12 protein-coding genes and 1 riboswitch are annotated in these 24,388 nt (G+C 60.7%); all 12 genes read left to right on the top strand.

The window, feature by feature from the left end; translation table 11 throughout:
• Positions 1–410 precede the first annotated feature (410 nt).
• The 12 genes from WC392_00355 to WC392_00300 all read left to right on the top strand — a co-directional run bounded on the left by WC392_00355 (position 411) and on the right by WC392_00300 (position 24,369).
• Positions 411–1,181, top strand: a complete 771-nt coding sequence (locus WC392_00355; GenBank protein MFA5240805.1) for an ankyrin repeat domain-containing protein — start codon at positions 411–413, stop codon at positions 1,179–1,181.
• A gap of 40 nt (positions 1,182–1,221) precedes the next feature.
• Positions 1,222–2,007 (top strand): XrtB/PEP-CTERM-associated transcriptional regulator EpsA, encoded by a 786-nt coding sequence (gene epsA, locus WC392_00350; GenBank protein ID MFA5240804.1) that lies wholly within the window; start codon positions 1,222–1,224, stop codon positions 2,005–2,007.
• A gap of 79 nt (positions 2,008–2,086) precedes the next feature.
• Positions 2,087–2,878, top strand: a complete 792-nt coding sequence (locus WC392_00345; GenBank protein MFA5240803.1) for a DsbC family protein — start codon at positions 2,087–2,089, stop codon at positions 2,876–2,878.
• 68 nt (positions 2,879–2,946) lie between these two features.
• Complete coding sequence (locus WC392_00340) at positions 2,947–3,663, top strand: type II secretion system protein (protein ID MFA5240802.1); 717 nt, start codon at positions 2,947–2,949, stop codon at positions 3,661–3,663.
• A gap of 710 nt (positions 3,664–4,373) precedes the next feature.
• Positions 4,374–4,450: riboswitch (cyclic di-GMP riboswitch) on the top strand.
• A gap of 165 nt (positions 4,451–4,615) precedes the next feature.
• Positions 4,616–5,416 (top strand): hypothetical protein, encoded by an 801-nt coding sequence (locus tag WC392_00335; GenBank protein MFA5240801.1) that lies wholly within the window; start codon positions 4,616–4,618, stop codon positions 5,414–5,416.
• A gap of 151 nt (positions 5,417–5,567) precedes the next feature.
• Positions 5,568–7,058, top strand: coding sequence for a hypothetical protein (locus tag WC392_00330; protein ID MFA5240800.1), 1,491 nt, complete (start codon positions 5,568–5,570; stop codon positions 7,056–7,058).
• 175 nt (positions 7,059–7,233) lie between these two features.
• Positions 7,234–8,886: a POTRA domain-containing protein gene (locus WC392_00325; GenBank protein ID MFA5240799.1), complete on the top strand. Its 1,653-nt coding sequence runs from the start codon at positions 7,234–7,236 to the stop codon at positions 8,884–8,886.
• Positions 8,887–8,893: 7 nt separating this feature from the next.
• Positions 8,894–19,636 (top strand): filamentous hemagglutinin family protein, encoded by a 10,743-nt coding sequence (locus WC392_00320; GenBank protein MFA5240798.1) that lies wholly within the window; start codon positions 8,894–8,896, stop codon positions 19,634–19,636.
• A gap of 203 nt (positions 19,637–19,839) precedes the next feature.
• On the top strand, positions 19,840–21,657 hold the full coding sequence (locus WC392_00315) for a MotA/TolQ/ExbB proton channel family protein (protein ID MFA5240797.1): 1,818 nt from the start codon (positions 19,840–19,842) through the stop codon (positions 21,655–21,657).
• Between the two features lie 15 nt (positions 21,658–21,672).
• Entirely contained in the window at positions 21,673–22,077 is a 405-nt protein-coding gene (locus WC392_00310) for a biopolymer transporter ExbD (GenBank protein MFA5240796.1), read from the top strand.
• A 10-nt stretch (positions 22,078–22,087) separates the two neighbouring features.
• Positions 22,088–22,726, top strand: a complete 639-nt coding sequence (locus WC392_00305; GenBank protein MFA5240795.1) for a TonB family protein — start codon at positions 22,088–22,090, stop codon at positions 22,724–22,726.
• A 107-nt stretch (positions 22,727–22,833) separates the two neighbouring features.
• Positions 22,834–24,369: a putative porin gene (locus WC392_00300; protein ID MFA5240794.1), complete on the top strand. Its 1,536-nt coding sequence runs from the start codon at positions 22,834–22,836 to the stop codon at positions 24,367–24,369.
• The last annotated feature ends 19 nt before the right edge of the window (positions 24,370–24,388 follow it).

Raw genomic sequence — 24,388 nt, 5'->3', positions numbered from 1 at the left:
TGTTGGGTTACGGCGCAAAAAGCCGCGCCTAACCCAACCTACTTGCTATACCCCGGAAAGCCATTAAGCCTCGCGGGTGACCAGATCAAATGTAGGGCGGGTTAGCAACCCGCCAAGCGTTGCGCAGCAACACCACTTTTTTGCGGGTCAAATTTCCTGTAGGCGCAAAAACATTGTTCTTACCATGAAAACGTGTCAAAACGATGATATTCAGCCAATTTAAAATGATCCGAACGGCTCATCAGGAAACCGGAAACGCGCATGAATAAATGCTCTCGGCGCTGCCTGATTACGTGAAAAAACCGCCAAATACACCTCCCGAATTAAAACTTAATCAAACCTTCATAAATAGTTAACGGCATTCCAAATATGATGCCGCTCTCGACAAAAATTAAGAACTCAAAACCGACATGAGCAAGAAAGCATATCGACGCAACATGCTTGCCACCGGCCTGGTTTTATTCATGCTGGCATCTTCCGCAACTGCCGGCGCTGCCACCGATGTTGATCTCAGCCTGATCGAAGCGGCCGCGAGGAACGACACGCGGATATTCAACATGATGCTTGAAATGGGCGCGAACCCCGAAGTTCAGGACAAGGGTGGAAATAGCGCGCTCCTGATGGCGGCGTATCACGCCAACCGCAACATGGTGCGCCGTTTGCTGGAAATGCGCGTCGAAGTCAATGTCAAGGGCAGCATCGGCTTCACCCCGCTGGGTGCGGCGGCCATGAATGCCGACCCTGTCATCGTGCAATTGCTCATCAAGGCCGGGGCGCGGCTCGATGTGCGGGACGATGCGGGCAACACGCCGCTGCTCAACGCACTTCTTTTCCAGCGTGATGCCAATGTGCAGGCGCTCCTGGCCGCTGGCGCGGACGCCGGCAAAACGGATACCCAGGGCCGGAGCCCGCTGATGGTGGCGGTGCAGGCGGGCCGTCTCGATTATGTGAACGCTTTGCTGGACAAAGGGGTCGATCTCAACCAGGCCGACAAGGAGGAAACCAACGCGCTATTTGTGGCCATATTTGAAGGTCACGACGAAATCGCGCAGAAACTCATTGCAGCGGGTGCCAACGTCAAACTCACGGCCAATGGCTACCCGCCGCTGCACTGGGCAAGCGTCATGGGCAGAGCGGAACTCGTGGCCACGCTGGTGAACGCAGGCGCAGCCGCAAACTGATCGCCATTTACCCAGCCGCCTCCGGAAAAACCATACCGCCATGCATTTAAACGGGCACCTGAATCACACGCTCAAGGGCGAAGACCAGGAACATCTGGTTTCGGTGATCGACAGTTCTCTGCGCGTGATGAACCATCATCATTTCTTCTCCTGGACCCAGGGCATCGTGCAGAGTCTGGTGCCGCATGAAATCCTGGTCTGCGGCATTTCGGCTGGAGCCGAGTCGCCGATGAACTTCAAGCGATTTTCCAGTTCCCGCTACTTCGACGACGCGTGTTTTTCGGAGGTATGCCACCCGGAGGATGGTCTGTTGACGAGGATGATTTCACACTCGAACGTGACCGGGCACCCCTGCATGGTTGGAACGGGTGCAGGCAGCCTGCATCACGACGAAGCATGGCTGCCCTTGCTGGAAAAATCGGAGCTGCGCAACGCCGCGGCGGATGGTCAACGCGGCCCGGACGGCCTGTTGAAAAGCTATTTCTGCTTTTCCAGGGTCGAAATCCCGCTCAGTTCGCGCCTCGCCTATCTCCTGCAATTGCTGGTGCCATTCCTCGATGCGGCATATTCCCGCGTACTCAGCAACGAAGAGCCCGTTCCAGCCAGCAACGAATTGATCAGCGTGCCGCCCGTAACGGCCCGCGAAGTGCAGATACTCAATTACATCAAGCTGGGCAAGACCAATCAGCAGATTGCCGAGGCGCTGAATCTCAGCCCGCTGACCGTCAAGAATCACGTGCAGAAAACCCTGAAAAAGTTGAACGCCCACAACCGCGGTCATGCTGTTGCGCGGGCGATCAACTTCGGCCTGCTCAAGGCACAATGACACGGAACATTGGGGCCAAGGGGCATGGGCAAATGCGCCGCCCATTTTATTTATTGAATTCAAACTGGAAGGAAAAAACATGTTGAAAGCCACACAATTCGTTGCAGGCCTGGCCCTGATGGCAGCCGTCCATGGCGCTTTTGCAAGCGATGCCGGAGACCTGAAGAGCCTGATTGAAGGCAAGATGCCCGGACTCAATGTCGCGGTGAGCGAGAATGACCCGGCGGTGGAACAGATCAGGAAATCCCTGGCGGAAAAAATGCCGGAGGTCAGGATAGGCGCAATCACCAGGGTGCCGTTTGGCGGCCTGTACGAAGTGGTCGTCAACGGAATCAACCTCTTCTACACCGATGAAAAAGCACAGGTGGGATATTTCGGCGGCAGCATGGTTGACCTGAAAACCCAGGCCAACTTTACCCAGAAACGGATGGCTCAACTACGCACCATAGACTTTGCCAGCCTGCCTCTGGACAAGGCCATCGTCAGGGTAAAAGGCAACGGTTCGCGCAAGCTCGCGCTGTTTTCCGATCCGGAATGCCCTTACTGCCAGGATCTGGAAAAAGAGCTGAAAGACATCAATGACCTGACCACCTATATTTTCCTCTTGCCCCTGACGGAAATTCACCCTGACGCGCAGCGCAAGTCGGAATTGGTCTGGTGCGCCAGCGACAAGGCCAAGGCCTGGGATAGCATGATGCTGGAGAACAAGGAGCCTGCCGCGGATCAAGCCAAATGCGCAACGCCGCTCAAGGAAATCGCCGAACTGGCCACCAGGCTATCGATCAGCGGCACTCCCGGCATGATTTTTCCCAACGGAAGGTTGATACCCGGCGGTCTGCCGCGTGAGAAGATCGAGAAACTGCTGAACTGAACGCCTTGAAATTTGCGGCGCAGCGCCGTTCGTGCGGCGGGTACAGCTATCTTGGCGTCCTCTTCCTCGTGGTCTTCATGGGCGTTGGCCTGGCAGCGGCGGGAACGCAATGGCACCAGGTCCGGCAGCGGGAAAAGGAGCGCGAACTGCTGTTCGCCGGCAGCCAGTTCCGTCAGGCCCTGGACCAGTATTATCAGAATTCGCCGGGCAAGCTCAAGAAGTACCCCCAAAAGCTCGAAAACCTGCTGCGGGACGATCGCTATCCCGACGTCAGACGCTATTTGCGCAGGATCTATCTCGACCCCATGACCAAGAGCACCGAATGGGGCCTGCTCAGGGGCGCCGGTAATGGCATTGTCGGCGTATACAGCCTGTCCGCCGAGGTGCCGGTCAAAACCGCCAATTTCGACACGGCCGACGGCGCGCTGGCGGACAAGCGGCATTATTACCAATGGTGGTTCGTCGCGGAGAAGGGAAGTGTGGTCAACGTGGCTGCCGCAAGCAATGCGGCCTCGCCCGGCGCCGCCCAGACTTCAGCCTCGACCGGCACCGAGACGGCGCCAGCCGGCATCCCGCAGAATGTGCCCGAGAGCGCGGCCGAGAGTGCGTCCGACCCGGCCCTCCCAGGCGAGCTCCCGCTGGAAGAGCAGCGCGACACACAATGCAACAGCACATTCATCCGTGCGCGCACCGCCTGCTTTGCCATCGCGAGAAAGAGCGGCATGGCGTCCGCCAGCACCTGTTTTCAGGCGGCGAGCACGCAATATTCGCAGTGCCTGAAATAAACCCGGATAAGCCATTAAATCGTAGGTCGGGCTTTAGCCCGAAATTTCGGGCTGAAGCCCGACCTACAAGCTGTTGATTTCCTTCATGTCAAATCTCTAACGGATAATCTGGGTTTAACCAGGATTGTTCATTGGCATGCTCGTGCATGTAGGAGCGCCGCCCCCGGCGCGAATGCGGGCGTAAATCGCGGCCAACCCCCTTCCCAACCTTCCCCCGCAAGCGGGGGAAGGGGCGATCGTCTCCCCTCCCGTTCGCGGGAGGGGATTGAGGGGAGGGCTGGCGCCGCTCCCACAGTGTCCGGGTTTAAAGAGAATGCAGGTTGGGTTCACCCGGCTAAAGCGCCCGAGTACAAGAGGCGCAGCTTTTGCGCCGTAACCCAACAAACCCGACCAAAAGTAGGCGCCTCTAGGCGACATCAAAAACAGGTTTTGAAGATTGGGTTTGTTGGGTTACGCGATAAAGCCGCTAACCCAACCTACATGGACTGCATTTGTATTGGGCCCATGATCCGTTCGGCTCATATTCGCATTTTTCCGCATCGTTTCCGCGTCATCTGCCCTTGTTAGTCTTGCCGCAATCGCCGATGAACAGGCGTATTCAGGACAGCATGATCTGAATGGCCTATGAAATCGCGGGGTTGGTCCGTAAGCCGCGTAACAAACCCCAGGTAAGGTGCGCATGTCTGTTCAGAAACAAGTGCAGGCCACTTCCAGAATTGAGCCACACCCGCCGCGAGGCGGGGCCGGAAAGCCACGGGTCTTCATGCAAGACAGCCGGGCCGCCGTCTAAAAGGCCAGGATGTTCCGTTCCGCGACCAGCCGGGAACGGGCAAAGCCGGGCCGGTACACGGGGGGCTGCAATAGCCCCGGTTTCTCATGAAGCCTGCCGACTTTTATTGACTTTGACTTTGACTTTAACTTTTTTGTCTTGATTTAATTTAGGGAGAGAACCATGAAATTGAAATTCAAACTTATCGTTGCCGCCGCCGCCCTTGCTGTTGCCGGCCAGGCCAGCGCCGCGATTTCCACTTCTGCAAGCGGTAACGGCGAGATGTTCCTGTCGGTGTACGACGCCAATGCAAACATGTCTTACACCAAAGATCTGGGCATCACCATTGACGCCTTTCTTGCTGGCTCCAGCAGCAACCTGAGCTTTGCCTCCGACAGCCTGCTCGACGGCTTCAAGACCGCCGGCGTTCTGAACTCGGGCATCACCTGGGGCATCGGCGCTACGGACAAGTCCGGTGTTAACCGCATCCTCACCACCACCAACGCGCCTACCGGCACGGCTTCCGGCCAGATCGGTTCCCTTAACGGCGGGCAACTGAGGACTATGGCGGCGAATACCGACGTGTACCTCATGGCAGTCAATGATCGCGCAGTAGCAGCTTTTGGCGGCAGTACCAGCACAGCCGTCAATTCCGCCATTACCGCCACGCCTGCGGATGGCTCGTACGTTCCCACGAATAATGTCGACACATGGGCCGGTGCACAAACTGTTTTTCACAGCATGAGCAATGTGGGTACGGCGCAGAATTTCTTCCTGCTCAGCACGGTTGGTACTGGCAGCACTACCAAAATCCTGGTTAACCAGTTCACGAATACCTATGGCAACTCCACCTGGAACCTGGGCACCGACGGCACGCTGAGCTACATGACTGCCGCCGCCGTGCCGGAAGCCGACACCTGGGCCATGTTCGGCGTGGGTCTGCTGATGATCGGCGCCATCGCTCGCCGCCGCATGCAGTCATAAGCCGCTACCGCGGTGTCATCCCGGCGGCCGGTTTTGCGGCTGCCGGGACGGCAACGGTTCACCCGGCAATCACGCAGCACGCAGCACGCATGACGTTTTATCCCGGGTTTTTTCTATCTTGAGAAGTCTTGTCAAATTTTAGGAGTCACACATGAAACTGAATAAAATCGCCGCATCCTGCGCCCTGGCGCTGGCCGCCATGTCGAGCCAGGCTTTCGCCCTGACCGCATTCGAAACCCCTGACCTGGACGTGTTCCTGTCCGGCGCTTCCGCTCCGCAAAACATCCTTGGCGGTGTTGCCAACGCAATTTTCGATGCCGGCTACATCACGTTTTACGACGATAACGGCACGACTGTTAACACTGCAACCCTGACAGACCACTTCTCCGACGACGGCAAGGGCTACCGCGCTTACTTCGGTACGGTCAAGGCCGGCAACGGTACTTTGTCCGGCAAGAAAGTGATCCTGCAGCACCGCGCCAAGGGCGGCTCGGTCTGGGGTGTTGACCCGGTGGCCCGCAAACAGGGTATCGCCAACCTGAACGTGAGCGCTGGTTCTTGCGAAATGCAGACAGCCACCAAGTACGCCTGCGCCGCACGCGGTGAAGACACCAGCCACGCCACTGCCCTGCCTAACCGCGTGCCTGATTTCGGCGTGTCCGATGTCGAACCCAACATGTTCAAGGCTCCTTACAATGTCGAACCCGGCGCCAGCCAGTTGACCGCCGCTGAAGCCGCCTCCCTGACCAACTTTGGCACCAATGCCGTGATGTTCGGCGTGCCGGTGAACGCCAGCGTGCCCGCCACCTCCTACATTAGCAAGGCCGCCCTGGGCGCCCTGCTGACCGGCGACGTGCAGGACTGGACCCTGGTGGACGCAACCGCCGCTCCCGTGGGCGGCACACAGGTAGTCGTCTGCCGCCGCGTGCAGGGTTCCGGCACCCAGGCCAGTTACAACAACGTGTTCAGTCATTTCCCTTGTGAGACCAACTCCATCGCCGGCAGCGGTAGTATTCCTCCAGCGGAAGCCGCCAGCAGCGCTTCCATGGTGCTGGGCACGACCGGCACGGGTACTGCGGCCGATCCGTTCATCCTGAACCCGGCTGACGGCTACACCGTGGTGGAAGGCGCTTCTTCCGGCAATGTGCGCGACTGCCTGACCGCTGCCCATAAAGGCAACGCTGCGCATGGTGGTAAAGACCTGCCTGTGTTCCAGGCTGGCGATCAGCAGTACTACAAGATCGACTTCACCACTGGCGGCTACGGTGCAGTGGGCATTCTGTCCATGGACAGCGCCGGTCTGGAAAACGGCTGGACTTTCCGCAGCCTGGACGGCGTCGCACCGACCAAGGACAACATGCTGCTCGCCAAGTATGACCTCGTGATGGAGCAATCCATTCAGTACCCTGCCACTACCCCGGCTGGCCTGAAAAAGGACTTCATGAACCTGTTCATCACCAAGGCGAGTGATCCTGTCATCCTGAACGGCATCAGCTCCATCGGCGTGCGCAACTCCGTTTCCGCACTGCCAGTCGGCAGCAACACGCCGGTTGTCAACACCACCACGGGTCTGGTCACCAACAACGTGATGGTCGGTACGCGTAACGGCAACTCCTGCACGCCGATCCGCAAGCTGTATTAATTAGCGGACGGCAAGCCCGCGCAATTCAGCGCGCGGGTGCAATTAGCTGGTACAGATTCCCCCGCCGCGAGGCGGGGGAATCTGTTTATTTATGGGCTGCACGGGATAGCCGCGCGCTGGCGCGACGCTAACCGGTAATCAGCCTGCAACACTGGTCGGCAACAATGACAGAACAATGAATATGATCGCTGCAACCCCACTCTCCCCGCGCCGCCTGCTTGCTCTGGCGACGCTTTTTCTTGCGAACCCCGTCCTTGCCGCTGAAGCGCCACAACAGGCTGACGCGCCCGCTGCGCAAGCCGCTGCGCCTGCTGCCGCCAATGCGGCGGAGCAGGCCGAAGGGCGTTTCGACGTGATGGAGTTCCAGGTGGAGGGGAATACGGTGCTGCCGGCGGTCGAGATCGAAACCGCGGTTTATCCCTTCCTCGGCCAGGGCAAAGCCATCCAGGACGTGGAACAGGCGCGCGGCGCGCTGGAAAAAACCTACCACGCGGCGGGCTACCTCACGGTGCTGGTGGATATCCCGGAGCAGGACGTGGCGAACGGCATGGTTCGCCTCAAGGTGACCGAGGCAACGGTGTCGCGCCTGCGGGTGGTCGGCTCGCGCTATTACTCGCTGGGTAAAATCCGTGAGGCAGCGCCCTCGCTGGCGGAGGGGGGGGTGCCGTATTTCCCCGCCGTGCAGAAGGAACTCGCCGCGCTCAATACGGCGCCTGACCGCCGCGTGACGCCGGTGCTGCGCGCTGGCAAGTCGCCCGGCACGGTCGAGGTGGATCTCAAGGTGGACGACAAGCCGCCCCTGCATGGCAGCATCGAGCTCAATAACCGCTATAGCCCGAATACCACCCGCACCCGCCTGGCGGCGATGCTGCGCTACGACAACCTGTGGCAGCGCCAGCACAGCCTGACCCTGAATGCGCAGGTAGCGCCGGAAAACATCAAGGACAGCAATGTTCTCTCGGCTTCGTACCTGATGCCGCTCACGCCCGAAACCATGCTCGCCGCCTACGCGGTGCGCTCGCGCAGCGACGTGGCCACGACAGGCAGCATGAACGTGATCGGAAACGGCGATATTTATGGGCTGCGGGCGATCTTCTCCTTGCCGTCGCGGCAGAATTTGTTCCATTCGCTCACGCTCGGGGCGGATTACAAGTCATTCGGCGAAACCCTGGTGCTGCAAGGGGCGGACAGCATCAACACCCCCATCACCTATGTTCCGATGATGGCGCTGTACAGCGCCACCCTGCCCGGCAAGAAGGGGGTGACCCAGTACAACATGGGGATCACTTTCGCCTTGCGCGGTCTCTTCGGCAACAATGAAGCGGATTTTGAAAACAAGCGCTACAAGGCGCATGCCAACTTCTTCGTGTTGAAGGGCGACGTGCAGCGCACCCAGAATCTGCCGCGCGGCTGGAGCCTGTTCGGCAGGATGGATATGCAGATCGCCAGCCAGGCGCTGATCAGCAACGAGCAGTTTGCTGCCGGGGGTGCGGAAAGCGTGCGCGGCTATCTGGAATCGGAACGCATGGGCGACAACGCCGTGCGCGGCTCCCTCGAATTGCGCGCAGCCAACCTGCTGAGCGGCGGGGAAGGGCCGGTTAACCAGCTCTTCCCGCTGGCCTTTGTGGAGGGCGCCGAGCTCAGACTGCGCGACCCGCTGCCCGGCCAGACGCAGCGCTTCTCACTGGCGAGCGCGGGCCTCGGGCTGCGCTTCAAAATGCTTAACGGCCTGATGTTCGATATCGACCTGGCGCGTCCCCTCAAGGATGGTGCTTACACTATGGCAGGGGACAACCATGTACATGCGCGGCTGGCTTATGGATTCTGATCGTACAATGCGTCGCAGCAATACTCCTCGCGTGGCGCTTCCGCGCATTCCCCGCTTTACCGCTAGCGCCAGCGCGGCAGTGCTGGCGGCCAGCGGGGTGCTGTGGCTGGCCGGCGCGGAGATCGCCGGTGCGGCGCCGATGGTGCCTCCGGCCTTGCTGGCCCCGCTGCCCGGCACGCTACCCAATCGCCCCGGGGGCGCCCCATCCTATCAGCAGCCGACCGTGAAATCCGGCCCGCAAACGGATGCCGTCTACGACATCACCGGCAATACCGGCACCATCAGCCAATCCACTGCCAGGGCCATCCTGGAGTGGAATAACTTCGATATCGCCAGCGACAGCGCGGTGGTCTTCAGGTCCACCCAGCCGGGCCAGGATTTCGTGACCCTGAACCGGGTGCTCGACCCCAGCGCCAATCCGAGCCAGATTTATGGCTCGATCACGGCCGATCACGGCCAGGTTTACCTCATCAACCGCAACGGCATCCTGTTCGGCAGCGGGGCGCAGATCAACGTCAGCGCGCTGGTTGCCTCGGCCCTGAATATCAGCGACAGCGACTTCACCAGGGGCCTGCTTCCCAATGTGGATATGAACCAGAACCACCCGTTCAACTGGGATGGCGACAGTTCCGGCCTGGCTGCCTTGAGCGGCAAGGAAGGTTTTCTCTCGAGCCTGGTGCGGGTCGAGAGCGGCGCCAGCATCAATGCGGCCGAGGGCGGTTTCGTCATGCTGCTCGGGCCGAGGGTGGCCAACAACGGCAGCATCTCCACGCCCGGCGGGCAAACCGTGCTGGCCGCGGGCGCTACCGTTTATCTGGGCTCGGCGCCGGCATCGGGTGAAGGAACCACGCAGGAAAATGGCTATCGCGGTTTCCTGGTGGAGGTGGACCCTTACAAGGATCAGGAGGGCGTTCCGGTTCGCGGCGAGGTATCGAACTTCGTCAACGGTTTGATCAATGCGCCGCGCGGCAACGTCACCCTGGTGGGCTACGCGATCAACCAGAGCGGACGGATTTCCGCGACCACGTCGGTGAACCAGAACGGTACGGTGCGGCTGCTTGCGCGGGATACCATGGATGCCAACAGCAAGTTCGGATCGAACACCGGCAGCGTGGAGCTCGGCCAGGGCAGCACGATCGAGATTCTGCCTGAAGAGACTTATTCCGAGACGCTGTCCGCAACGGGCGAGAAGACGCTCAGCGTGAACACGATTCAGGATGCGCAGGCTTTCCATTCCTCCATCGTGGACGTGGTGGGCGGCAGCATAACCATGCTGGAGAACAGCTCGATCAGGGCGCCTGGCGGCCTGGTCAATCTTTCCGCACAGACGCACGGCACCGACTTCAATGCGGCCAAATCGGAACTGGGCAATGCTTCGCGCGTTTACATGGCGGCGGGCAGCGTGATCGATGTCTCGGGCACCGAGGGTGTGCAGGTGGCGGCGGAACGCGACGTCATCGAGGTGGAACTGCGCGGCAGCGTGGTGCAGGACAACCCGCTGTTGCGCGACAGCCCCCTTTATGGCGAAACGGTCTGGGTGGATATCCGCAAGGGAACCTCGCTGCTGGATATCTCCAGCTATGTGGCGCAGATCGGCAGGACGGCGGGCGAGAAGACCAGCGCGGGCGGCACGGTCGCCATGCAGTCGGAAGGGGACATCGTCCTGCGCGAAGGCTCGACAGTCAACTTTTCCGGCGGCAGCATCGACTATTCCGGCGGGGCGGTCAGGGCCAATTCGAAGTTCATTTCCAACGGAAGGGTGTACGACGTCGCGACGGCGTCGCCTGACCTGGTTTACAGCGGCATTCTCGGAACCTTCACGGTCGAACACGCGAAATGGGGCGTGACGGAAACATTCAACGGGCCGGGGCAATGGGTTTATTCCCCGGCTTACCGGGAGGGCCAGAACGCAGGTCAGGCCACTTTTTCCGGCTTCGGCATGGCATTGAACGGCACCCTGCTCGGCAAGGCCGCTGCGGGGCCGACGCAACTGGCCGCAGGCAGGAATCCCTTGCCCGGCAAGCTGTCCATCGTCGATATCAGCAATATCAGCAATCTGGCCGCATCGGCTTACATGCCGGTGATGTTCGCGGCGCAGAAGGCGTTGCTGCCGTCCGGCTTTACGCCGGATGGCGAGTCGCAAAGCGGGAAAACCCTGACCATCTCGACCGGGTTCCTGCGCGATGGCGGCATAGGCCGCCTCGAGGTCACAAGCAACGGCAAGATTCGCGTGCCCGAGGGCGTATCCCTCGACGTGACGCCGAGCAGCGGAATGAGCAAGGGTGCCGCTGTAAGCAGCAGCGTTACCCTGAAAGGCAGCGCGGTCGATATTGCCGGATCCATCAGCGCGCCATCCGGGAAAATTTCCCTGAAGAGCACCGCTGGGGCCATCACGCTTGGCCCGGACAGCACGCTCGACGCCAGCGGCGCATGGATCAACAATACGCCTGCCGCCGCGTCCCCCACGGATATGGCCCCGCTGCTGATCAATGGCGGTTCCGTCAGCCTGAATGCAGAAGGTCCGGACGGCAACGTGACACTTGCAGCGGGTAGCCTGATCGACGTATCTGGCGGTGCGAAAGCGGATGCCAGCGGCAAGCTGACGGGCGGCAAGGGCGGCAGCATCACCATCAATAGCGGTTCCATCCTGCCTGGCAGCGGCAATGCGCCGGATATGGTGCTCGACGGCGAATTGCGCGGTTACGGCGTGGGCACGCAGTTGAGCGGCGGCAGCGGCGGTTCCCTCACCCTCGGCGCACAGTCTGTGCGCATTGCCCCGGACGCCGGGGCAACCCCCTCTGCCACGCCCGGCGGCGAGTTGAATCTCGATCCAGATTTTTTCCGCAAGGGCGGTTTTGCCAGCTATACGGTCAACGGTCAGAACGGCCTGAAAGTGGCCGCCGGCAGCGATGTGCGCCCGCAGGCGGCAAGGCTGGTGCTCGATCAGGATGCGAAGAAGCAGCGTAGCGGCGCCGGTGTTTACGGTTTCAGCCAGGCGATGTTCCTGCCCGAGGCGCAACGCCAGGCGGCCAGCATTTCCCTGTCCGCGGGCGACCGCTATTTCGGCGTCCTCACCCTGGAGCAGGGCGCCGCAATCCGTGTGGACCCGGCCGCCAGCGTGAATCTCTCCGCGGGCAAGCAATTGACCGTGCTGGGCAGCGTGGACGCCCCGGCCGGCACGATCGGCCTGAGTCTCAATGCATTCGACAAATTAAGCGATATCTACGATGCCAGCCAGTCGATCTGGCTCGGCGCTTCGGCACGCCTGAGCGCCACCGGCTATGCCCAGTATGCCGTCAACAACACGGGATTGAGGCAGGGCGAAGTGCTGCGTGGCGGCAACGTCAATATCAATGCCGGCGTGGGCTATGTGGTGGCGGAAAGCGGCTCGGTGGTCGATGTTTCCGGCCTGGCGCCGGTCACGCTCGACATCCTCCAAAAAAACGGCCGCCAGACTATTTACGTTCCCACCCAGGTGGCTGGCGACGCGGGTTCGATCAGCATCACCGCGCGCGAGGGCATGTTCCTGGACGGCAAACTGCTCGGCGCACCGGGCGGTGGACAGGCGGCAGGCGGTACGCTGGCGCTGACGCTGGCGCGGGCCGCCAGCGAACGGGCGCCCTCTCCCTTCCCGGTTGATCCGGTCAGCATCGTGGTGCAGAACGAGGGCGCGTCGATTCCGTTGCGCGCCGACGGCTCGAAGCTGGAGGCGGGTGACTGGATCGATACGGCGTACCTCCCCAACTCGGCCCCTGCGACGCTTGCCCCCGGCGGCAATCCCGACAGCAACGGCAAGGCATTCATCAGCGCGGAGGCCGTGAAGGCGGGCGGTTTCGACAGCCTGCTTCTGACCAGCCAGGACAAGATCGAATTCAGGGGCGGCGCGGAACTCTCCCTGCGCAGCGGCATCACGCTCGATGCGCCCGAACTGGTTTTCAAGGACAAGGCGGGCGCAAGCAATCAAGTGAATCTGACCGCGGCCTATGTTTCCATGGGCCCCGGCAATGCCATTCCGATCGCGGATGTTCTTCAAAGCCCCGCCGGAAACCCCACGAGCGGAAATGGCCTGCTCACGGTCAATGCCAACCTGATCGACTTGCAGGGAACCAGTACCCTGCAGGGCTTCGACAAAGCCGGTCTCTACAGCAAAACCGATATTCGCCTGAAGGGGGTCACCAATTCCGGAGCGGATGCTAAAAATCTGGCCCTTGATGCCGGGCTGAGCAGCGGCGGCGACATGCAGTTCACCGCGAACCAGATTTACCCGTCGAGCTACACCAACTTCACCCTCGCCGTCCTCAACCCGGATGGAAGCACCAAGCCGGACGGCACCATCACGGTGAAACAGTGGGCGCCCGGACTGGACAGCCCGGTTCTCTCCGCAGGCGGGAAACTGACCCTCATCGCTGGCGCAATCGACCAGCAGGGCGTGCTCAAGGCGCCCTTCGGCAGGATAGTGCTGGGGGATGGCAGCGGCACGGTTCATCTCGCGCCGGGAAGCGTGACCTCGGTTTCCGCGGAAGGCCTGATCATCCCGTTCGGCCAGACCCAGCTGAGCGGTACATCCTACCAATATGGCGGCAAGGCCCTGAATGACGCCCCGCCCGAAAAGAGCGTGCTGCTGGACGGCGACAAGGTGGATGTGGATAGCGGCGCCACCATCAACCTGACCGGCGGCGGCGACCTGTATGCCTACGAATTCATCGCGGGCACGGGCGGTTCCACGGATGTGCTCAACCCGGCCACCGGGACTGCCTATGCCATCCTGCCATGGCTGAAATCGGCTGCGCCTTATGACTATCAGGAATACCATGCCCCTGCCATAGACGCCGATGGCAAACCCATTAGCGTCAGCCCCAATCTCAAGCCCGGCGACAGCATCTACCTTGCAGCCTCCAACGGCCTGGCCGCCGGCTACTATACCCTGCTGCCGGCACGCTACGCGCTGCTGGACGGGGCCTACCTGGTGAAGCCGGTTGCCGGCTACCGGGACATGTCCGCGAGCCAGAGCTTCAAGCAGGCGGACGGAACAACCATCGTGCCTGGTTACCTCACAACGACAGCGTACGACGGCAGCCGCATCAACGATTCCAGGGCTTCGGGCTTCTCCGTCGCGCCGGGTGACTGGGCGCGCAGCCGCTCGGAATACAGTGACACCTACGCCAGTAATTTCTACGCCGCCAACCCTGCCTTCCAGGCGCCGTCGGATGCAGGCCGGCTGTCGGTTTCCGGGATTTCAGACATCATCCTGCAAGGGACGATCCTGGCTTCCGCGGCAAGCGGCGGGCGGGGCGCGGAGGTGGACATCAGTTCAAACAATATCGTGATCGGCAGCGGCACCCATGCCAACGCGGTGACGCTCGATGTGGAAACCCTGAACAACCTGGGCGCGGCCAGCCTGCTCATCGGCGGTATCCGTAGCCGCAGCAGCGACGGGGTCACGGTCGTGGTGGGCGCAGGTAATGTCACGGTTGCCGATACCGCCACGCCTGGCGACACGGCTTCGGAGGACAGGAACAGCCTGCACGCGCCGGAAGTCATCCTCGCCGCGAGCGATCAGGTGACGGTGAAAGCCGGAGCCACGGTAGCAGGGTCGGGTGAGTTCAGCGGCACACCGAAAAACATCAGCATTGCGGGCAACGGTGCGCTGTTGCGCGTCTCTTCGGGCGACCAGGTCAGCATCGCACGCCCCGGCAGCGACACCGCCCTGGCTACGGGTAACCTGACCGTGGAGAGCGGGGCGTACGTCAAGGCGGCCAAATCCATGCTGCTGGATGCCACCAACGATTCGAAGGTCGCCAGCGGGAGCACCATCCTCGGCGACTCCGCTGCGCTTGGCGTGAGTTCCAGCCTGATCAGCATCGGCGATGTCGGCAACGTAAACAAAGGGCTGGCTTACTCCAATGCCGACCTGGCCCAGTTCGACACGCTCAGCCGTCTTTCCCTCATCAGCTACAGCACGCTTGACATGCATGGCAAGGTGGATTTAGGCAACAGCAAGCTTGACCTCGATCTGCAATCCGGCGGCATACGCGGATTCGAGGGCGCCACGGCAGAGAAGAACGTCTCCATCACGGCGAACACGCTCACCCTTTCCAACCTCAGCGGCACTGCATTCACCAGTCCCGGCGGCAATGGCGACGGCAGCCTCGGCGTGACAGCGCAGAAAGTGGTGCTGGGCAAGGGCGGTCTGGCGCCGGCCGATGCAAATGGCATTCAGGCGCTGCGCGGTGTGACTATCGAGGGCTTCGACAGCGTGACGCTGGCAGCGAACGAAATCACCGGGACCGGCAGCGGCAGCCTGGACGTAAAGGGCACGCTTACCCCCCTCACCCTGCAGGCCGCGCGCCTGACCGGGGAGGGCGCGGGCGTGCGCCAGAGTATTACCTCGACCGGAACGGTTGCCTATACCCGGCCATCGTATCTGGACCCGGCCTATCTCGCCACGCAGTCCGTGGAGAAACAAAACGAGCTGCTCGGCAACTTTAACAGCCTGCTTGCCTCCCTGCGCCAGACGGCGTCGCCGCTCGACACCCGTTTTGAAATCAACAGCAGCGGCGGGGCAGTCCTGGTGGATGGCGTGGCCGATCTCCCGGCCGGCGGTTTCAAGGCCAGTGCGGCCCAGGACGTGACCCTGGGCGGAAACGCGCAAATCAATGCGGGCGGAGTCGCGAAGCAGTTCGTCGATACCGTGGCCTATGCGCCGGGCGGCAACGTGGTGCTGACATCCGCTGGCGGCAACGTGATCATCGAAACGGGTGCGCAGGTGGATGTTTCCGGCGCGGATGGCGGCGACGCCGGTTCGCTCAAGATCAGCGCTGTTGCCGGCAGCGCCAGCCTCGACGGCAGCCTGAAGGGCTATGCCCATGCGGACACGCAGGGCAACAGCGGGTTGCAGGGCAGTTTCAGCCTCGATGTCGCAACCCTGGAGAGCGGTTTTTCTGTGCTGAACGACAAGATCGCGGCCGGTTTCGATGACGCGGGCAATGCGAGCGGCGGTTTCGCCGAAGCAGTCGATGTGCGCGTGCGCAGCGGGAACCTGAGCGTGGCGGCGGCTGACGTGGTCAAGGCGCACCAGTTCACCCTCGAAGCCGACAACGGCAAGATCGACGTGAAAGGCACCATCGATGCGAGCGGCGACAAGGGCGGCAGCATCGGGCTGTATGCGTCCGGCGATGTGACACTGGCAGAAGACGCCATCCTCCTGGCTTATGCCACCAAGCCGGGCAACGATACTGCCGGGACAGGCGTGGCGGCCGGCACGGCGGGCCAGGGCGGCAAGGTGGTGCTCTCTTCCGCCTCCGGCTGGGTCGATGTCCAGCCGGACAGCACGATCGACGTTCATGGCGGCGGCAACGGCGCGCAGGACGGCAGCATCCTGCTGCGGGCGAAGCGCAATGACGGCAACACCGATGTCAACGTGAAGCAGATCGCCGGCACCATTAGCGGCGCGAGCGAAGTCGTGGTCGAAGGATACAAGACTTACGAGCGCACATCGATTTCCGCTGCGGATGTCTCCACGAGCGGCACGCTGTACACGGACGCCAGAGACTTCATGGGCGCGGCGGGCGACAACGCCAATGCGAATGCCATCAAGAGCAGAATCGACGCGGCTGGCGTTGTCGCGAACTTCCATGTCAGGCCGGGTATCGAGGTGAAAAGCAGCGGCGACCTTGAGCTCGACGCTGTATGGGATTTGCTCAATTGGCGTTTCGACGGTGAACCGGGCGTGCTGACGCTGCGCGCCGGCGGTGATCTGAACATCAACCAGAGCCTGTCAGACGGCTTCGACAGCACGAAAGCAATTGGAATCAACCTTACGGTGGAGCAGAAGTTTGTTGGCGCTCCGCTGGTCGACACCACGTCCTGGTCCTACCGGCTGGTGGCGGGCGCCGACCTGGGGGCGGCCAACCCGCTGGCAGTCGAGTCCCTTGCCTTGCTGCAAAGTGGCAAGGGCAGTTTGAATGTCGCGAAGGGTATCCCCCGCACCACAAACGATGGCACTATTACCAATAGTCTTGCCAGCAAAATAACGGCGATCCGCACCGGCAGCGGCGATATCGATATCGCGGCAGGCCGTGACGTGGTACTGAAAAATGCCGAATCGATGATCTATACCGCCGGCCGTCCGGACAGCCTGCTGGCCGGAACGAAAGACAGCAAGGGCCTGATCCAGCCCGCCAATTTCTACCCCGATACGTATGGGCTTTTGTTGGGGACGGTGTCAGCGGCGGGCAACTATCCAAAATCTGGCGGGGATATCACCATCCGGGCGCAAGGCGATGTGGAAATGAAGCTGGCCGATAATTCGACCACGCAATTGATCGGCGACTGGCTTTTCCGCCGTAGCGGTGTGGATGCCAATGGCAATATTGCGTCGGCAACACCGACAACATCGGCAACAAAAGACATTGCCTCCGGCTACGCCAACCTCAGCACATCCTGGTTCGTCTATTTCCCCGAGTTCGAGCAGAATGTCGGCGCGCTGGGCGGCGGCGATGTGAGCGTGGTAGCCGGCGGCAATATCAACAACCTGTCGGTGGTTATTCCCACCACCGGGTGGATGAGCGGCAAGGCGGGCGACCCCGCCCTGCTGTCGAATCTCCATGTGAATGGCGGCGGCGACCTGACGGTGCGCGCCGGCGGGGATATTGCGGGCGGCTTGTTCTACGTGGGGCAGGGCAAGGGCACGATCAGCGCGGGGGGGGCCTTGCTGCCATGGACGAAGCAATTGAAGGGCGATACCACTCTTTACACCATCCTCGCCCTGGGCCGGGGTGAGTTCGAGGTGCAGACGGGTGGCGGCCTGAATATCGGCGCGGTGCTCAATCCCACGGTCGTGGGGCAGATTCCTTGGGATACCAAGAGCTCTTCCTCTCTCATTAGTGACAAAGCCCATGCCTACTTCTACACCTACGCGGCGGACAGCTCGGTCAGCCTCAACTCCCTCTCCGGGGATGTCAATCTTCTCAACGACACCGCCGCGATCGAGGCAGCGGCGCCGCAACTTTACGCCGATAGCTCTGGCCTGAGCGTCTACCCGCCCACCCTGCGGGCCGCCGCGCTGCAAGGGGATGTTACGGTGAATGCCCTGACCCTGTTCCCTTCGGCAACGGGCAATCTGGAGTTGCTGGCAAATGGTTCAGTCATCCTGGCGGGCAATCTGACCGTCTCCGACGCCGATCCCGCTTTGCTGTCGTCACCCATCTTTTCCTTTACCGATGGCGGTGTTTTCCCTGTTGCAACCATTCCCTTGCCTTCCCAGGACCTGTCTTTCAGCACCATGCTGCATGAGGGAGACAACAATCCCATCCGCGTCTATGCGCTGGAGGGGGACATTAGCAGCAAGGACGATGCTTCACACTTCGCCTACAAGATGACGTTCCCAAAACAGTCGCGACTGGTGGCCGGTCAGGACATCATCAACTTCAACCTGATCGCACAGAATCTGGCGAGCACCGACGTCACCGGCCTCACCGCCGGACGTGACGTGCTGATCGCGTCCACCCTGGATGCTGCCGGCAACATTGTGACAAACGACAAGAAGGGCGTGACGATCGGCGGACCGGGCCGGCTGGAGGTGGTCGCCGGCAGAAATGTGGATCTTGGCACCTCGGATGGCCTCGTCAGCCGCGGCAATCTCGACAATGCCGCCCTGCCGCATGGCGGCGCGAGCATCGCGGTGAGCGCGGGCGTGGCGGGCGAGGCGGCCTACAGCCTGTTCGTGGAGAAATATTTCAGTGCCGCTGAGCGCCGGGAACTCGCTGACTATGTGCGCACTTCGCTCAAACAGCCAGCGCTGACAGAAGCGGAGGCGCTGGCGGCATTCGGTGATCCGGCGAAGTTCCCCTACGGCCAGAGTACCCTTCCGGCCGCCGTGGTTTATGCCCAGGAAATACGCCGGATGTTCTTCGATGAATTGAAGCAGGCGGGGATAGAGCAGAGTAAGGGCGGTAACTACGATCGCGGCTTTGATGCCGTGGCAGCCCTGTTCCCGGCGGCCACGTCGCCCGGGGACATCAACCTGTTCTTCAGCCAGATCAAGACCGTGCAGGGTGGCGGCATCGATCTCATGGCGCCGGGCGGGCTGGTGAATGCCGGTCTGTCCAGCACTACCGGGGTCGACAAGAAGGCCCCGGAACTTGGGATTGTCACGGTGGATGGCGGCAGCATCCGCAGTTTCTCGCGCGGCAATTTCCTGGTTAACCAGTCGCGGGTGTTCACGCTGGGCGGCGGGGATATCCTGATCTGGTCGTCCGAGGGCGACATCGACGCCGGCAAGGGCTCGAAGACGGCGAGCGCCACGCCACCCCCCACCATCACCACCGATCCAAAAACCGGCCTGGTCACCGTCGATACGAGCAATGCCGTCAGCGGCAGCGGTATTGCCGTGCTGCTGGCGAAACCCGGCATCAGTGCCGGCAGAACGGATCTGATCGCGCCCATGGGGACGGTGAATGCAGGCGATGCCGGCATTCGCGCGGCAGGCGACCTGAATATCGCGGCGCTGCACGTGGTGGGCGCGGAGAACATTCAGTTCGGCGGTGTGGCAACGGGGGTTCCGGTAGCGAATAGCGGCGCCCTGGGGGCGGGGATGAGCGGCGTTACCGCTATTTCCGATGGCGGGGCTGCCAGCGAAGTCACCAGGGGCCTGACTACGAGTTCCGAGAGCCTGCAAAAAATCAAGCAGGCCATGGCGGATTTCCGGCCGACTTTTATCACGGTCGAAGTGATCAGTCTGGGTGATTAATGACCACGTTGTTCCGCAGTTCCTTAAGGAGCCGCTGATTTATTCCGTAGCCCCGTCATTGCGAGCGCAGCGAAGCAATCTTGTTTTTTGGCAATCAATAAATTGCAGATTGCTTCGGCGCTTCGCTTCTCGCAATGACGATTGAGTCTGCGCTTCCTTAACGGTTTCATAGCTTTGTAATACAGAAAATGGAAAATAGACCGATGCATACAACCTTCAAAAAAACCATTACCGCAGCGCTTGCGTTTGTGCTTGCCGCCATGACGATCAACCCCTTGACAGCGTTCGCATTTGGCAATGGAGACTGGGGGGGGCGCAAGAAAATTACCCTCGATACCACGGAAAGCGGGTCCGCCATCCAGCAGGCGCTGCCGCAATCCCTGGTGCTGGTGCGTCTGCACAGCGGCAATTTCATGTTTGCCGATGTCAAGCCGGATGGAGGGGATATCCGATTTGTGGCGGCGGATGACAAGACGCCGCTCCAGTACCAGGTCGAGAAATTCGATGCGGCAAACGATGTTGCGCTGATCTGGGTGCAGGTGCCGAACCTGAAGCCGGCCTCGAAAACCGATTACATCTGGATGTACTACGGCAACGAGAAAGTCGGCACTGGCGAAGATGCCAAGGCCCTGTTCGACGTGAACCAGGTGGCGAATTACCATTTCTCGGAAAATGACGGCGCGCCTAAAGACCAGACGGCATATGCCAACAATTCCGCACGTTTCACCGCAACGCGCAATACCGGCTCCCTGATCGGTTCGGGCGCGAGCTTCAACGGCAGCAGCTTGATGAGTATTCCGGCAGCGCCTTCCCTCAAGTTCGGCGGCAGCAACGGCTTTACGTTTTCGGCCTGGGTGAAAATCGCCGCACCGCAGAAGGGTGCGCTGTTGTTCGAGCTGCGCGAGGGAGGCAAGCGCATTGCCGTTGGCATGGAAGGAACTCAGGTCTATGCGCTGGCGGATGCGGGTGAAGGCGCCAAGGAGACGCCACGTACCGCCGAGATTGCGCCAGGCCAGTGGCACCATGTCGCAGTGGCCGGGGAGAAACGCCTGACGGTTTATGTGGATGGCAAGGAAGTTGCCGCAATCGATGCGAGCCTGCCTGAAATTCAGGGCGAAATAGTCGTTGGCAATGGATTCAGCGGCGATCTCGACGAACTCGGCCTGGCAAACGTGGCCCGCACGGCGGACTGGGTGAAAGTGAATGCCAGAGGGCAGGGCCCCGATGCCCAGATGGTGAGCATCGGCGAGCCGGAAAGCGGTGAGAGCGGCGAGAGTGGCGAAGCTTCCTATGTCACCACGATTCTGCATTCGGTGACGCTGGATGGCTGGGTGGTGATTGCGATTCTGATGGTGATGGCTGCCATCAGCTGGATGGTGATGGTGGTCAAGGCGCTGGTGATCAACAGGGCGGAGAAAGACAACAGGCAGTTCGTCGCCGCATTTCACGAACTGAAGCTCAGCGAAACGACCCGGCTCGATCAGGCCGATAGCGATGAAGACAGTGATCTGCGGGAATCCGCGTTGAGCACCGCGCTGTTCGGCAAGCACGATCACTACCAGAATTCCACGCTTTACCGCATTTACCATACCGGTGCGCAGGAACTGATTCACCGCTTCGGCAGCAAGGCGGACCGGCACAAAAAGGTTCTGTCGCCCCAGGCTATCGATGCCATCAAGTCGAGCCTGGATGCAACCCTGGTGCGGGAAACCCAGAAACTCAACAGCCTGATGGTGCTGCTTACCATCGCCATCAGCGGCGGACCTTTCCTCGGCCTGCTCGGTACGGTGGTGGGGGTGATGATCACCTTCGCCGCGATTGCCGCTACCGGCGACGTGAACGTGGCCGCCATCGCCCCCGGTATCGCCGCCGCGCTGGTGGCTACGGTGGCGGGCCTGGTCGTCGCGATTCCAGCACTGTTCGGTTACAACTACCTGGGCAGCAAGATCAAGAACCTGACTGCGGACATGCACGTTTTCGTTGATGAATTCGTCGGCCGTATCGCGGAAACGCATAGCTAAAGGGGCTTGGCATAAATGAAAGCTCAGGAAGGTAACGAACCATACGACGAGATCAACATTACGCCGATGCTCGATCTCGCGTATGTGTTGTTGATCATTTTCATCATCATGACCACCGCATCGGTGCAGGGTATCGTGGTGAACCTGCCGAAGGCGAGTGCCACACCCAACCTCGCCAAACCGAAGACCAAGGCGATCACGATCCGCGACGATGGCCAGATTTTTCTCGATACCTACCCGGTCACGATGGGCGAACTGGAAAGCCAGTTGCGGCAAAACAAGGCCATCACGCCGGATCTGCCGGTGGTGATCAAGGGTGACGCCAAGGTGCAGTACGAAAAGGTTATCGACGTGCTTGACCTGATGGGGCGGCTGGACATTACACATCTCGGCCTGGTGACGCAGAAGCTGGTCAAATAGGCGCGCCAACATGAAAACCAAGAAGAGCCTGCGGAGCCGGCTGCCCGTATTGGCGGGCGGAATATTGCTGCTGTTGTTCATGATTGCCGTGGTGCTGATGATCCGCAGTTTCATGAAAAATGAAGACAAGCCGGACAAGCCCAGGGTTCAGCAGATTTCCATCCTCAAGCCGCCGCCTCCCAAGCCCGAAGAGAAGCCGCCGGAACCCGAGAAACAGGAAATCAAGCAGGACGTGAATATTCCCGAGCCGCAGCAGGATGCGCAACCCGATGAGCCGCCGCCCGGCCAGAGTCTGGCGCTGGACGCGGCGGGTACGGCGGGTACGGACGGCTTTGGACTCGGCGCCAACAAGGGTGGCAAGAGCCTGATCGGCGGCGGTGGCGGCAGCCGCTTTGGCTGGTACACCGGTACGATCCAGCAGGCGATCCAGGATGCCATGACGCGGAACCAGCCGAAAGGGGAGTTCCGTGCAATCGTGAAGCTGTGGGTCAATTCCGACGGCAGCATCAAGCGCTACGAGCTGGCAGGCTCTTCCGGCAAGGCGGAGATCGACAGTGCGATAGAGTCTGCCCTGGAGCGTCTCAAGGGCTTGAAAGAGCCACCAGAAGACATGCCGCAACCGATCAAGCTGCGCATCAGTTCCCGGTAATGGAACAGCGGCTGAACAAGCACCAGGGGGCTGCTGATGAATCGTGATTTATCAGTGCTCCAAACAAAATCAGGGAACAGAAGGGTTCGAATAACATGAAGCAAAACATGAAATTGAAACTGATCACCGCCAGCCTGGTGCTGGCATTCGCCGCTCCGTCGGGCTGGGCTGGCGAGCGGGAAGAGCTCGAAACGCTCAAGCTGACAACGCTGAATCTAATCAACATGCTGGTCGATCAGGGTGTGTTGACGCGGGAAAAGGCCGATACCCTGGTGCTCCAGGCCGAAAAAACGGCCGTGGAGAAGGTGGCGCAACAGAAGAAGGCCGATGCGGGCGTGGTGCGTGTTGCGTATGTGCCTGAAACGGTCAAGCGCGAAATGCGTGATCAGATCAAGCAGGAAGTGCTGGCGCAGGCCAGAGGTGAGCGCTGGGGCGATCCGGGATCGCTGCCCGGGTGGCTGAGCCGCATTTCATGGGAAGGGGATTTCCGGCTGCGCTACCAGGGCGACAGCTATCCGTCAGGCAACGCGGACCCGCTCGAACTGGATTACTGGTATGGATTCCCCAGTTCCACAAGCACTATCGGCAACTCTAGCGAAGACCGCAATCGCTTGCGCCTCCAGGCGCACCTGGGGATGCAGGCCAAGGTTTCCGATGCCGTCACCGCAGGCATTCGTCTTGCCACGGGCAATAACCAGGATGCGGTTTCCACCAACCAGACGCTTGGCAACACGGCCCAGAAATATTCGGTCTGGGTCGACAGGGCGTATCTCAAGGTCGATCCCTACAACTGGTTGAGCATTTCCGGCGGCCGGATAGCCAACCCCTGGTTTGGCACCGATCTGGTGTGGGACAAGGACCTCAATTTCGAAGGCATTGCCGCCAGCTTGCGGCCAAAACTCAGCGATACCTATACCGGTTTCCTGACCATGGGCGCTTTCCCCTTGCAGGATATCGCGCCGACCACCAACGACAAAAGCGCCAGCAAATGGCTTTACGGCGTCCAGGGCGGAATGGAGTGGAAAGGATTATCCGGATCGTCAGCCAAGATCGGACTTGCGCTTTACGATTACGAGCATGTGGAAGGAATACCGGACACTGCGGTTGGAGCGCTGGATTTTGACAACACCCGGCCACAGTTCCGCCAGAAAGGCAACTCGTGGTTCATGACGGCTACGGATGCAAGCCCCAAACTTGCTTCCAGATTCAGGGAGATCAACCTGACCGCCTCCATGGATGTCGCAACATTCGATCCGGTTCATGTCATCGTCACAGCGGACTACGTCAGGAATATCGGATACGACCAGAATGAAATTCTTCAGCGTACCGGCCTGTCGGCCCCTGCCCCGCAGGTTAAAGGCTATCAGACCCAGCTTACCCTCGGCTATCCGAAAATCCAGAAGTTCAACGACTGGCAGGCCTTCGTCGGCTATCGCTATTTGCAGCAGGATGCCGTGCTGGATGCCTTTACCGATTCGGACTTCCACCTCGGCGGCACCAACGCCAAGGGTTATTTCCTCGGCGGAAGTTACGGTTTGGACAAGAACACCTGGATGTCGCTTCGCTGGTTAAGCAGCAACCAGATCGACGGACCTACCTTGGCGATCGATACCCTGCAAATGGACTTGAATGCGAAATTCTAAAATGAATAACCGGAAGATA

It is taken from the genome of Sulfuricella sp., from assembly GCA_041651995.1.
Lineage (GTDB): Bacteria > Pseudomonadota > Gammaproteobacteria > Burkholderiales > Sulfuricellaceae > Sulfurimicrobium.
This window is presented reverse-complemented; position numbering and strand designations above follow the sequence as displayed.

What these genes read in the sequence shown, in the direction of transcription:
- WC392_00355 (MFA5240805.1), top strand. Translation starts at nt 411, where the DNA reads ATGAGCAAGAAAGCATATCGACGCAACATGCTTGCCACCGGCCTGGTT.
- epsA (MFA5240804.1), top strand. Translation starts at nt 1,222, where the DNA reads ATGCATTTAAACGGGCACCTGAATCACACGCTCAAGGGCGAAGACCAG.
- WC392_00345 (MFA5240803.1), top strand. Translation starts at nt 2,087, where the DNA reads ATGTTGAAAGCCACACAATTCGTTGCAGGCCTGGCCCTGATGGCAGCC.
- WC392_00335 (MFA5240801.1), top strand. Translation starts at nt 4,616, where the DNA reads ATGAAATTGAAATTCAAACTTATCGTTGCCGCCGCCGCCCTTGCTGTT.
- WC392_00330 (MFA5240800.1), top strand. Translation starts at nt 5,568, where the DNA reads ATGAAACTGAATAAAATCGCCGCATCCTGCGCCCTGGCGCTGGCCGCC.
- WC392_00325 (MFA5240799.1), top strand. Translation starts at nt 7,234, where the DNA reads ATGAATATGATCGCTGCAACCCCACTCTCCCCGCGCCGCCTGCTTGCT.
- WC392_00320 (MFA5240798.1), top strand. Translation starts at nt 8,894, where the DNA reads ATGCGTCGCAGCAATACTCCTCGCGTGGCGCTTCCGCGCATTCCCCGC.
- WC392_00315 (MFA5240797.1), top strand. Translation starts at nt 19,840, where the DNA reads ATGCATACAACCTTCAAAAAAACCATTACCGCAGCGCTTGCGTTTGTG.
- WC392_00310 (MFA5240796.1), top strand. Translation starts at nt 21,673, where the DNA reads ATGAAAGCTCAGGAAGGTAACGAACCATACGACGAGATCAACATTACG.
- WC392_00305 (MFA5240795.1), top strand. Translation starts at nt 22,088, where the DNA reads ATGAAAACCAAGAAGAGCCTGCGGAGCCGGCTGCCCGTATTGGCGGGC.
- WC392_00300 (MFA5240794.1), top strand. Translation starts at nt 22,834, where the DNA reads ATGAAATTGAAACTGATCACCGCCAGCCTGGTGCTGGCATTCGCCGCT.